Annotated in this window: 13 protein-coding genes; 1 reads left to right on the top strand and 12 read right to left on the bottom strand. The window is 58.9% G+C overall.

The window, feature by feature from the left end; all coding sequences use genetic code 11:
* The 12 genes from AC3GOJ_RS08720 to AC3GOJ_RS08665 all read right to left on the bottom strand — a co-directional run.
* Positions 1-719, bottom strand: a 719-nt coding sequence (locus tag AC3GOJ_RS08720; RefSeq protein WP_488237077.1) for a hypothetical protein, incomplete at its 3' end; no start/stop codon positions are given.
* 5 nt (positions 720-724) lie between these two features.
* A complete protein-coding gene (locus AC3GOJ_RS08715) occupies positions 725-2,158 on the bottom strand; it encodes a PhoH family protein (protein WP_488237076.1) in 1,434 nt (477 codons plus the stop codon).
* Positions 2,159-2,229: 71 nt separating this feature from the next.
* The gene (locus tag AC3GOJ_RS08710) at positions 2,230-2,694 is read right to left on the bottom strand and encodes a peroxiredoxin (RefSeq protein ID WP_488237075.1); all 465 of its coding nucleotides are present in this window, start codon (positions 2,692-2,694) and stop codon (positions 2,230-2,232) included.
* An 18-nt stretch (positions 2,695-2,712) separates the two neighbouring features.
* Positions 2,713-3,639, bottom strand: coding sequence for a polysaccharide deacetylase family protein (locus AC3GOJ_RS08705; RefSeq protein WP_488237074.1), 927 nt, complete (start codon positions 3,637-3,639; stop codon positions 2,713-2,715).
* A gap of 90 nt (positions 3,640-3,729) precedes the next feature.
* Positions 3,730-4,773 (bottom strand): bifunctional UDP-4-keto-pentose/UDP-xylose synthase, encoded by a 1,044-nt coding sequence (locus AC3GOJ_RS08700; RefSeq protein WP_488237073.1) that lies wholly within the window; start codon positions 4,771-4,773, stop codon positions 3,730-3,732.
* Positions 4,770-5,654: a formyltransferase gene (locus AC3GOJ_RS08695; protein WP_488237072.1), complete on the bottom strand. Its 885-nt coding sequence runs from the start codon at positions 5,652-5,654 to the stop codon at positions 4,770-4,772. The genes AC3GOJ_RS08700 and AC3GOJ_RS08695 overlap by 4 nt, the downstream gene beginning before the upstream one ends.
* Before the next feature lie 4 nt (positions 5,655-5,658).
* Positions 5,659-6,669 (bottom strand): glycosyltransferase, encoded by a 1,011-nt coding sequence (locus tag AC3GOJ_RS08690; RefSeq protein WP_488237071.1) that lies wholly within the window; start codon positions 6,667-6,669, stop codon positions 5,659-5,661.
* Positions 6,666-7,823 (bottom strand): DegT/DnrJ/EryC1/StrS family aminotransferase, encoded by a 1,158-nt coding sequence (locus AC3GOJ_RS08685; protein ID WP_488237070.1) that lies wholly within the window; start codon positions 7,821-7,823, stop codon positions 6,666-6,668. Before AC3GOJ_RS08685 ends, AC3GOJ_RS08690 begins: the two co-directional genes overlap by 4 nt.
* 24 nt (positions 7,824-7,847) lie before the next feature.
* Positions 7,848-8,315 (bottom strand): cupin domain-containing protein, encoded by a 468-nt coding sequence (locus tag AC3GOJ_RS08680; RefSeq protein ID WP_488237069.1) that lies wholly within the window; start codon positions 8,313-8,315, stop codon positions 7,848-7,850.
* Between the two features lie 21 nt (positions 8,316-8,336).
* Complete coding sequence (locus AC3GOJ_RS08675) at positions 8,337-8,708, bottom strand: SMR family transporter (RefSeq protein WP_488237068.1); 372 nt, start codon at positions 8,706-8,708, stop codon at positions 8,337-8,339.
* A complete protein-coding gene (locus AC3GOJ_RS08670) occupies positions 8,709-10,511 on the bottom strand; it encodes a glycosyltransferase family 39 protein (RefSeq protein WP_488237067.1) in 1,803 nt (600 codons plus the stop codon). It abuts the gene before it with no gap.
* Positions 10,508-10,888, bottom strand: coding sequence for an Mth938-like domain-containing protein (locus tag AC3GOJ_RS08665; RefSeq protein ID WP_488237066.1), 381 nt, complete (start codon positions 10,886-10,888; stop codon positions 10,508-10,510). Before AC3GOJ_RS08665 ends, AC3GOJ_RS08670 begins: the two co-directional genes overlap by 4 nt.
* 74 nt (positions 10,889-10,962) lie before the next feature.
* On the opposite strand from AC3GOJ_RS08665, the gene AC3GOJ_RS08660 reads away from it, so the two are divergent.
* On the top strand, positions 10,963-12,192 hold the full coding sequence (locus tag AC3GOJ_RS08660; RefSeq protein ID WP_488237065.1) for a pyridoxal phosphate-dependent aminotransferase: 1,230 nt from the start codon (positions 10,963-10,965) through the stop codon (positions 12,190-12,192).
* Positions 12,193-12,232: the final 40 nt, after the last annotated feature.

The raw sequence follows: 12,232 nt of genomic DNA, 5'->3' as shown, positions 1-12,232 counted from the left end.
AAGGCAATCGCCACGTCTTCACCCTTGCTGCTCAGGCAGGTGGTACGCGGGGGCAGGGCCATCTCGTAGGCCTGGCAGTTGCCGCTGAGGGCTTTGTCGAGCACCCAGTCGTAAATGGCGCGGGCGCGGGGTAGCGGTTCGATGATCCGGCCGGAGACTTCATCTGCCAGGTGGCGCAGGCCTTCGCTGGTGCCACGGTAGCCGGTTTCCCGTACGTTGCGATCCAGTTCTTCTTCCGATTCGTGGAAGAAGGTACCGCGTTTGGTGATGTCAAACTGCCGGGTGCGGGTTTCTACGCGCATGGTCAGGTTGACGTCCGGTGTGGACGAGCCGCCTTCTACGACGTAGACATGCAGCTGGCTGGCCGGATCAAAACGGATGCCGGCTTTGCCGCCACCCGACCAGCTGATCGAGGTGACCTGTTGCCAGGGGGTATCCATAGGAATGGGGATCCACAGCGTGGCGTCGTCGCCATGGCTGGTGGAAGAGACATCAATGTTCAGTTCATACGGGCGCCAGACGCCGCCACTCATAGCCAGTTCGGGTGCCAGTTTGGCGGGGACCTTGATGGGGGCTGGGCCGCTGTTGCCGGGCGCACGCAGACCGCTACGGCTGGATTTTTTGAGACCGCTGCCGTTGCTGGCCGCTTTCTTTTTTGGGGCTGCAATGGCTGCGCCGGAGGCCAGCAGGCCCCCGAGCAGGAAAGTACGACGTTTCATGCGGCTTATAGTACCTCAGACGCAAAATCGGCAAGGCGAGAACGTTCGCCGCGCTGCAGGGTGATATGCCCGGCGTGCGGCCAGCCCTTCATGCGATCCACCACATACGTGAGACCGGAGCTGCCTTCGGTCAGGTACGGGGTATCGATCTGGGCGATGTTGCCGAGGCAGACCACCTTGGTACCGGGGCCGGCCCGGGTGATCAGGGTTTTCATCTGTTTGGGCGTCAGGTTCTGCGCTTCATCGATGATCAGGAATTTCTGGATGAAGGTGCGGCCGCGCATGAAGTTGAGGCTTTTCACTTTGATACGGGAGCGGATCAGGTCGCGCGTGGCCGCACGACCCCATTCGCCGCCGTATGGGCCGCCATCGTCCTCATTCTTGTTGAGGACGTCGAGGTTATCTTCGAGGGCGCCCATCCATGGGGTCATTTTTTCTTCTTCGGTGCCAGGCAGGAAGCCGATGTCTTCACCCACCGGCACGGTGACACGGGTCATGATGATTTCGGCATAGCGCTTCTGATCCAGTACCTGGGTCAGGGCGGCGGCCAGCGTGAGCAGGGTTTTACCGGTGCCGGCCTGGCCGAGCAGGGACACAAAGTCGATCTCCGGGTCCATGAGCAGGTTCAGGGCAAAGTTCTGCTCGCGGTTGCGGGCGTTGATGCCCCACACGGCATGTTTGGGATGCGTGTAGTCGACCAGCGTTTCCAGAACGGCAGTTTTGCCGCTGACCTCACGCACGATGGCTTCAAAGGGTGGGTCGTTCAGGTCGTAGACAAATTCGTTCTGCAGGAAATCCCGGCAGAGGGGGCCGGTGATGCGGTAACCGGTTTTGGTGTCCTTTTTCCAGGATTCCATGCCGGCGCCGTGCGTATCCCAGAAGTTTGCCGGCAATTCACGCGAACCGGCGTACAACAGGTCAGTATCTTCCAGAACTTTGTCGTTAAAGTAGTCTTCGGCCATTAGGCCGAGGGCGCGCGCCTTGATGCGCATGTTGATGTCTTTCGACACCAGAATGACGGCGCGGCCGGGATACTTGAGCTGCAGGAAGAGAATGACGCCCAGAATCTGGTTATCGTACTTGGAAGACGGCAACGAGGGCGGTAGCGGGGTGTTGATGGCTTCGGTTTGCAGATACAGCCGGCCGGTGGCCAGACCCTTGGAGGGTTCGGCAAGCGGGATGCCATGATCAATCTGATCGCCGCAATGGGAAACCAGATCGTCCATGGTGCGGGTCACCTGGCGCGCATTGCGGGCGATTTCCGACATGCCCTTTTTGTTGTTGTCCAACTCTTCCAGCGTCATCATGGGCACGTAGACATCGTGCTCCTCGAAGCGGAAGAGGCTCGTCGGATCGTGCATGAGCACGTTGGTATCCAGAACGAACAGTTTGGTATTGGTTGCCGTACGGCTTGCGGCTGCAGGTTTGCGGGGGGCCATCGAGATCTCGCTTATGAGTCAGTGGAACCACGTTGATCCGGTCAGAGACCGAACCGCTCTACAGGGTCAGATTAGCCCAGAGACTGCACAAAAGCCAGTACTTCGGCTGCGTGCCCCGGCACTTTGACGCCGCGCCACTCCCGGACCAAGTTGCCCTGGGCATTGATCACAAAGGTGCTGCGTTCAATGCCACGGACCTGTTTGCCATACATATTTTTCAGTTTCATGACACCGAACAGTTCGCAGATGCTTTCGTCGGGGTCGGAGATGAGGCAGTAGGGAATCTGCTGCTTGGCGGTGAAATTGTCGTGCGACTTCAGGCTGTCTCTCGAAACCCCCACAATCACGGCATTGGCCTTGGCGAAATCAGTATTCAGGGCGCTGAACTGCTGCGCCTCGGTGGTGCAACCCGGAGTGTTGTCTTTGGGGTAGAAGTAAAGCACCAGGTGCTTGCCGGCCAGTGCCTGCAGGCTGAAATCGCCGCCGGTGGCGGGAGCGCTGAAATCGGGAACCGGTTGGTTGAGTACTACAGTCATATGGCGGACTCCTGGGCGTTAGACCGGGGTGGGGAGATCGACAATCAGCTCGCCGGAGCGGCCGGGGATCTCGCCCCAGGCAAAAGGATGGATCGGCAACATCTGGTGCGAGTGTTGGGAAATGAGTGTGGCGTGATAATCGCCCATCGTGCCCAGCGTATGGCCTTGTCGCAGCCAGCCCGCGAGCAAACGATCAAAGATCGGCGCCAGTTTCTGGCCTTCCAGCTCGGCGTGCAGCGTAAAGACATGGTCGCGTGGGCCATGGCGGTTAGGGTCGGTGAGGCCGAGCAGATGCTCGTGCACGTTATCGACGGTGAGGCCGTCAACACCGAGGATTTCATCCAGCGTTGGCAGTGTGGTCGGCAGCTGCATGTGTCGGCAGGGCTGGCCATCAATGCTGATGAAGTAGGGGGCGGCGCCACGACCATCGGAGGCGTACTGCATGCCCCAGGCGTCCAGCTGACGAATGGCGGTTTCGTTCATCTGCCAGCCGGCAGCGCCATGCGTGGCGGGGGCGTGCCCGAAGATCTCGCCGAAGCGATCATAGCTCTGCTGCATGCGTTGCTGTGTCCAGGCAGCATCGCGTTGGCGCACCTGGTCATGCCATTCGACATGATCCCAGGTGTGAATGCCGCATTCGTGGCCGGCGTTGGCAATAGCGCGCATTTCTGCGGCGGCCTTTTTGCCGATGTCGGGGCCGGGCAGCAGCACACCGTACGACAGCGTTTTGAGGCCGTAGTGTTCCACCACGGAGGTGCGCGACACCTTTTTCAGAAAGCCGGGGCGAAAAACACGACGCAGGGCGCGACCCGTGTTGTCCGGGCCGAGGCTGAAGAGAAAGGTGGCGCGGGCCTGATGGCGGTCGAGCAGCTGCTGGAGTGCGGGGACACCTTCGCGGGTACCGCGCAGTGTATCGACATCAACCTTGAGTGTAATTCGTGACATGGTCGTCCTGCAGGCTATGCGGCACAAGGGGCGCATTCAGAACAACATCTGCCCGGTAAGGTGGCCGGGCAGATGGGGAAGCACAGGCGATCAGTCGACCAGCTGGCGGGCCAGGGCGACGTCGCCGCGGTAGGCCTCGAAAATCTTGCTGATGGCGTCGCTCATGCTGACCGTTGGCTTCCAGCCCAGATCGTCCATGGTGTTGGTGATCTTCGGCACACGGTTCTGAACGTCTTGATAACCCTTGCCGTAGTAAGCACCCGAAGTCGTTTCCACCAGTTTTACATCCTTGGCGGTGGTGGCATATTCCGGAATCTTGGCAGCGGTGTCGAGCATCATGGTGGCCAGTTCGCGCACCGAGTAGTTGTTCACCGGGTTACCGATGTTGTAGATCTTGCCGTTGGCGATATCGTCTTTGTTGGCGATGATGCGCACCAGGGCGTCGATACCATCGTCAATGTACGTGAAGGCGCGCTTCTGCGTGCCGCCGTCGACCAGGCTGATGGGTTCGCCGCGGACGATGTGGCCAAGGAATTGCGAGACCACGCGCGAAGAACCTTCCTTCGGCGTGTGAATGCTGTCGAGGCCTGGGCCGATCCAGTTGAACGGGCGGAACAGGGTGTAACGCAGGCCTTCTTGCTGGCCATAACCGGCGATCACGCGATCCATCAGTTGCTTGGCGCAGGCATAGATCCAGCGCGGCTTGTTGATGGGGCCGTACGACAGTTGCGAGTTTTCCGGGTCGAATTCGCTGTCACTACACATACCGTAGACTTCCGAGGTCGACGGGAAGACCAGATGCTTGCCGTATTTAACAGCAGAGCGCACGATCGGCAGGTTGGCTTCGAAGTCCAGCTCGAAGACGCGCAGCGGTTGCTGTACGTAAGTGGCCGGGGTAGCAATGGCCACCAGCGGCAGAATGACGTCACACTTGCGAACGTGGTACTCGACCCACTCTTTATTGATGGTGATGTCACCCTCGAAGAAGTGCATGCGCGGATTGCCGATAACATCGGCCAGGCGGTCGGCCTGCATATCCATGCCATAGACTTCCCAATCGGTCGTTTCCAGGATGCGCTTGGAAAGATGGTGGCCGATGAAGCCGTTGACGCCGAGGATAAGGACTTTTTTCATAGTGTGGTCGGGTCGAAAGTAGTTGGTGTGAATTCGGTAAGCTCAACCGCCATCTTATCACCGCAGACCCCAATTACCTTGGAACCGGTGCGGTAAATGCCGGGTGCTTGGTCAAAAGCGCCTTCCAGGCGGCGGGCGGCGTTGATAGTGATTCGCTGGGTGCCGTTGGCAGTGGTCACGTCGGTAAAGGCGCCCGGATAGGGGGGGGCTACGGCGCGGATCAGGTTGTAGACCTTTTGCGCGGTCTGCTCCCAGTGGATGCGGCCGTCTTCGGGCTTGCGGCCGCCGAAGTAGCTGCCTTCTGCCAGATTGTTCGGTCGGCGCGGTACATCGCCCTTGAGCAGCTGAGGCAGCACGCCTTTCAGGGTATTGGCGGCGGCGCTGGTGACGTGGGCAAAGACTTCTCCGGCCGTTTCGTCCGGGCCAATGGGCACGGCCTGCTGGGCCACAATGTCGCCGGCATCCGGCTTTTCAGCCATCACATGCAGGGTGGCGCCGGTTTCGGTTTCGCCATGCAGTACGGCCCAGTTGATGGGCACGCGGCCGCGATATTTGGGCAATAAGGAGCCGTGCATGTTGAGCGGGGCGATTTTTGCCAGATTCAGTACCGACATGGGAATCATCTGGCGGTAGTAGAACGAGAAGATGTAATCCGGGGCAATGGCGGTGATGCGCGCCTGAACTTCGGGTTCGCTCGCAGATCCCGGTGTCATAACCGGGATGCTTGCTTTGGCAGCGAGCTCGGCCACGCTGGTAAACCAGATGCGTTCATTCGGGTCATCGGTATGGGTGATGACCAGTTGCACATCGACGCCAGCATCGAGTAGTGCCTGCAGACAGCGGGCGCCGACCTCGTGATAGGCAAAAACGACGGCTTTCATGCGCTTAGTGATCCTGTTCCAGAATGGCCTGGATCACAAAGCGCGGGCGACCCCGCACTTGTTCATAGATACGGCCAATGTATTCACCCAGCAGGCCCACACCGAAGAGCAGTACGCCGATCAGCGCAAAGACTAGGGCGAAGAGCGTAAAGACACCTTCGACTTCGGCACCGAACACAAAGCGGCGCAGCAGCAGCAGGAAGAAGAGGGCGGTAGATCCGATGGCCAGCACCACACCGAGCAGCGAGAAGGCCTGCAGCGGCATGGTGGAAAAGCCGGTGACCAGATCGAAGTTCAAACGGATCAGGCTGTAAAGCGAATACTTGGATTCGCCGGCAAAGCGTTCTTCGTGTTTGACTTCAATTTCGATGGGGCGGTTGGCAAAGGTGTAGGCCAGCGCAGGAATGAAGGTGCGGCCTTCTTCACACTGGTTCAGCATCTGCACCACCTGGCGGCTGTAGCCACGCAGCATGCAGCCCTGGTCGGTCATGGTGATGTGTGTGATCTTCTCACGCAGATTATTCATGGCGCGCGAGGCATGCCGGCGGAACCAGGTGTCCTGCCGATTCTGGCGGATGGTGCCCACGTAGTCGTAACCTTCGCGCAGTTTGGCCAGCAGGTTGCCGATTTCTTCGGGCGGGTTCTGCAGGTCGGCATCGAGGGTAATGACCGATTGGCCACGGGCCTGCGAGAAGCCGGCCATGATAGCCATATGCTGGCCGTAGTTGCCATTGAAGAGCACGACGCGGGTGACGTCCGGGCGCTTGCGATATTGATCCGACAGAATCAGGGGAGAGCGATCGCGGCTGCCGTCGTTGATGAAGATGACTTCATAGGTGGCATGAAGGGCATCAAGCGCCGGATAGAGGCGATCAAATAGCGTTTGCAGACCGGCTTCTTCGTTATACACCGGGATGATGACGCTCAGTTCGGGCGGCTCGACGGCAGGGTTGCCGGCTGGGACGTGGAGATCGAGGCCGCTTTGGGTGTGGAGGTCGTTGGTCTGTTCGCTCATTTCAGGTGGGTCTCCAGCACATGCGCCACGGCGGCAACAATGCGATCAACGTCGGATTCGGTCAGGGTCGGGAAGAGCGGCAGCGTGACAATGCTACGGCCGATACGTTCGGCAATCGGGAACATGCCTTCGGTGAAACCGCGCTCACGATACAGGCTAAAAAGGTGGATTGGCGGGTAGTGCAGGCCGGTGCCAATGCCCAGGGCTTTGAGATCGGCCATGATGCCAGCGCGATCGGTGTCGAGTCGATCCAGCGGCAGCACCACCTGGAACATATGCCAGTTGCTGTGCGCAAAATCGGCGACCGGTAGTTCCAGGCCATGTTCAACCACTTTGGTTTGGGCAAAGGCGTCAAAGTAGTGCTGTGCGAGTTTGGCGCGTTGATCCTGGAACTTGCCGAGTTGCGTCAGCTGGTGCAGGCCGATGGCGGCGTTGACATCCGTCAGGTTGAACTTACCGCCGAGCACGTCGACATCCATGCCGTCGAGGCCGGTACGGGTGACGCCCTGCAGGCGGTATTTTTCAGCGAGACGGGCTTCATCATCATTGTTGCAGACCAGGCAGCCGCCTTCGATGGTGGTGAGGTTCTTGTTGGCCTGGAAGCTGAAGCTGATCAGGTCGCCAATCGCGCCAATGCGCGAGCCATGCCATGACGAGCCCAGCGCCTGGGCAGCATCTTCAATGATGCGCAGTTTGTGGCGGCTGGCAATGTCGTACAGACGGACCATGTCGACCGGCAGGCCCGATAGATACACGGGCATGATGGCTTTGGTGCTGGGTCCGATGGCCGCTTCGATCAGATTTAGATCGATGTTGCGGGTGATCGGGTCAATATCCACAAAGACTGGTGTGGCGCCCACGGCCAGAATGACGTTGCTGGTAGCAACCCAGGATATCGGGGTGGTGATGACCTCGTCACCCGGGCCGATGCCGGCAATGCGCAAAGCCACTTCCATAGTGGCAGTGCCGTTGGAAAAGGTGCGTACCGGGCGGCCGCCAAAGAAGCCGGATAGTTCCGATTCGAATTGCTGAACCTTCGGACCCGAGGTGATCCAGCCCGACCGAAGCACATCGCCAACGCTGGCAATGGTGGCTTCGTCGATGGTCGGACGGGTAAAGGGAATGGGCGGGTCGAAAGGGGTCGGTGCAGTCATGTCCGGCATTTTAGCAGCCGGGGTTTATTCCGGCTTCAGGCAGCGCTCAGGTTTGATCTGATCCGGGTTCTGCTGGCCCAGATACAGCACCAGGAGCTTAACCGGTTCGTTGCCGACCGGTTGGCCATGATGGCACCAGTTGATGGCTTCGATATAGGATTCACCGGCCTTGATGCGGCGCGTGCCTTTTGATCCGTAATCGACGACCAGTTCGCCAGACATGACGTACGCAAAGACGGGAATGGCGTGCTTGTGCCATTCGATATCCTGGCCGGGCGGCACTTCGACGATTTTGCTCTTGAGCAGCGGTGCGCCCGTGGGATAGTTGAAGTCCTGGCCCAGAATGGTTTTGCCAGGCTCCAGCTCCGGTATTTGTACCGTGCTGACGGCACCAGTTGCTAACGGCTGGATGTGCTGTGGTGCTGCCAGAGCGAAGCCGGAGGCGGCCAGCCAACAGAGGCTGGTGGCTAGTTTGAATGATCGCAACTGCATAGGACACCTCTTCAATAAAGATTAACTACGAGCCAGAATCCAGACACCGATCAGAATGACCGTAATACCGATGATCCGTTGCATGCTCATGACTTCGCCAAACAGATACCAGGCGAGGGCGGCATTGATGACGTAGCCCAACGACAACATCGGGTAGGCGATGGTGACGTCCACGCGTGAGAGACCGATGATCCAGACAAAAACGCTGATGCCGTAGCAGAACAGGCCACCGATAATCGGTAGCTGCGTACCGACGGCAATGGTGGTGCTCACGAGCGTGTCGAGCGAGAGCGAGAGCTCGCCCAGGTTGCGCACGCCAGCTTTGAGTAACAGCTGGGCAGCCGCATTAAGCAGAATGCCGGTAAAGAGAAAGCCAAAGGTGCCGAGGGTCATTTACTTCGCCGGTGGGGTATAGGGTTGAGCAGGCGGTGCCGGCTTATGAGTTGGCTTTACGAATACCGCACGGCGGGTGTCGCGGCCCACTTCGGCCATCGGTAGCTGTAAGGCGGCAATTTCGTCCAGGTATTGCAGCGGCACGACCACTACCGGTGCCTCGTCCTTTTGCCAGCGAACCGCGAAATCGCTCACCTTGGGTGCCCAGGTGTCGGGTTCCTGATTGATACCGAATTCCAGTTCATCCTGCATATCCACCATGATGGTGGGGTGCTGGATATAAAACGGGAAGGTGTGATCCAGCATGCGGATCGAATACACCGGGGTGTTGTCTTTGATGTAAGGACGGGCGGCAACCGCCAGATCGGCACCCGAAATAGAACGGCCATGGGTGTCGTGACCCAGACCGACGATCTGAACGAGAATGAAGAAAGCGATGGCGGACCGCAACAGGCCGTCCATCAGTTGGCGTAGGCGGTGCGCCACATCCTGATGCTCGAAGCCGCGTATGGCGCTCCAGGCGTAGACCATGGTGGTGAGTGCCGCCACCAGCGCGATGGCGATCCAGACGGTGTATTCCTGATACTCCAGTTGTTCGTAGGGAGCTTTGCCCAGTTGGTAGGTGTAGGGCAGCGCGATGAAACCCGCTAGTACCAGCAGGGTCATGTAGATCATCTGGCGCTTCCAGCTGCGGTCTTCGCCGGCCGTGCTCATACGCTCGAAAGCGCGGGCCATGGCCAGGCCGGCAAGCAGGGAGATGGCCGGAAAGATCGGCATGATGTAGCCGGGCAATTTGGATTGCGATTTGCTGAAGAACAGGAAGATCATCACGGCCCAGACGGCGGCTAGCCACAGGGGTCGGAAACCGGCGACGGCAGAAACCGTAGCCTCACCACGGCGCTCTTTCCAGGCACTGTGGAAACCCTGGCCCAGTTGCAGCAACCAGGGAATGAAGCCTAGGAGGATGAGCGGTACAAAGTAGAGCGGGTGGCCTTTGCGGTTGTGGCCGTCTTTGGTGAAGCGATCCCAGTGTTCGTGGATAAAGAAGAAGTGGGCAAACTCGGGGTTCTTGATCGAGACCAGCACGAACCAGGGGGTAACGATCAGGAAAAAAAGCGCCAGGCCGGAAACCAGGTGCAGGCGTTTCCAGAGCGCCCAGTCCCAGGTGGTGAGGGTATAGACCACAAGCACCATACCGGGAATCACCAGCCCAATCAGACCCTTGGAAAGCACGGCCAGTGCCATGAAGGCCCAGCACAGCCACATCCAGTTGCGGCGGGCTTTGATGCTCAGGCCGTTGCGTTGCGCCAGTATCAGGCTGAACAGGGCGCAGCTGAGAATGCTGGAGAGGCCCATGTCCAGCGTGTTGAAGTGGCCGCCGACGCTCCACATCGGGCTGCTGGCCAGCAGAATGGCCGAGATCCAGCCAGCAATAACGCCGCGTTCGCCGCCGACCAGTTTCCAGGCGGTAAAGCCGGTGGCCAGAATGGCGAAGTAACCGGTAAAGCCCGTCCACAAACGCGACTGCCACTCACCGACACCGAACAGGGTGTAGGCAATGGCCGTCATCCAGCCTTGTAGCGGGGGTTTTTCAAAGTATTTGTAGCCGTTGTAGCGGGGGGTGACCCAGTCGCCGGTGGCGTACATCTCGCGGGCGATTTCGCCATAGCGGCCTTCATCCGAGGCCACCAGATGGCGGTAATCCAGTACGCCAAACCAGGCCAGGGTGAAGAGGGCGGCCAGCAGCCAGAGAAAACGGCGTGTGTAGAACGCAGAGAGCAGGGATGTGAATGAGGTATTCATGCTGCAGGCTCAATGAGGATGCCGCAGGCGACGTGACGCCCTTCGGCCACCAGAATGTTGTAAGTGCGGCAGGCAGCTTTGGTGTCCATGACTTCCAGGCCGATACCCTTGGCAATCAGGGGCTTGAGCAGTTCCGGCCGGGGAAAGCGCTGACGTTCGCCACTACCGAAAAGCACGATTTCCGCCCCAAGATTGGCCAGTTGCTCGAATTGCGCGGCATCCAGCCCGTCAAAGCAACCGGGTGCCCAATCGCTGATCACGTCACGGCCACAAACAATGACCGAGCTTTCGTAATGGGTGCCGTTCACGGCCACATAGCCGGGGCCATGGCTGCTGAATGTGCGTAGGCCGGCATTTTGCGCAAGGTGGAGTTTCATGGAAAGGCGGAAAAAGTAGTAGGATAACCGGTTTTCACCGATAATTAGCGACTCGCCTCGACCACAGACCGACCATGAAACCCATCACCAAATCTTCCAAGCTTGCCAACGTGTGCTACGACATTCGTGGACCGGTGCTGGCGGCCGCCAAGAAAATGGAGGAAGAGGGCCATCGTGTCATCAAGCTGAACATCGGTAACCCGTTGCCGTTTGGTTTTGAAGCGCCGGAAGAGATTGTGGTGGATGTGATCCGCAATATGCGCGATGCCTCGGGTTATACCGATTCGCTGGGGCTGTTTGCGCCGCGTAAATCGATCATGCACTACTGCCAGGAAAAGGGCATCAAGGGCGTGACGGTTGAGGATATCTTCCTGGGTAATGGTGTCTCCGAGCTCATCGTCATGGCCATGCAGGGGTTGCTCAACAATGGCGACCAGGTGCTGATTCCGATGCCGGATTATCCGCTGTGGACGGCGGCTGTGAGCCTGTCTGGCGGCGTGCCGGTGCATTACCTCTGCGACGAAGCAGCCGAGTGGTATCCGGATCTGAACGATATCCGCAGCAAGATCACCAGTAATACAAAAGCGATTGTTGTCATCAACCCGAATAACCCGACGGGGGCGCTGTACCCGAAGGAAATTCTGGAAGGCATTCTGCAGATTGCGCGTGAGCATCAGCTCATCGTCTTTGCCGACGAGATCTACGATAAGGTCCTGTTCGACGGCAACCAACACACCTCGATCGCCAGCCTGGCTGATGATGTGCTGTGTATCACCATGAATGGCCTGTCCAAGAACTACCGCGCCTGCGGCTATCGTTCCGGCTGGATGATTGTGTCCGGCGACAAGCGCCACGCCAGGGATTACATCGAAGGCCTGAATATGCTCGCCTCGATGCGCCTGTGCGCCAATGTGCCGGGGCAGATGGCCATTCAAACGGCCTTGGGCGGTTATCAGAGTATCAATGACCTCGTCGGCCCGAACGGCCGCCTGACACGTCAGCGTGACCTGGCCTGGAAGATGCTCACGGAAATTCCGGGCGTGACCTGCGTCAAGCCCAAGGGCGCGTTGTATCTGTTCCCGAAGCTGGATCCGAAGATGTATCCGATCAAGGATGATGAGCAGTTCATGCTGGAACTGCTCAAGGAAGAGAAAGTGCTGCTGGTGCAGGGCACCGGCTTTAACTGGCCGCATCCCGATCACTTCCGTGTGGTCTTCCTGCCCCACGAAAATGATCTGACCGAAGCTATTGGTCGTCTGGCCCGCTTCCTTGAAGCGTATCGTCATCGCGCCGCGCGCGCCTGAATTTATTGATTCTATTTTGTTGTCACTGAGATACTAAGGA

It is taken from the genome of Fluviibacter sp. (genome assembly GCF_057744235.1).
The sequence above is the reverse complement of the archived record's forward strand: the minus strand, read 5'-3'. Positions and strand labels throughout refer to the sequence as shown.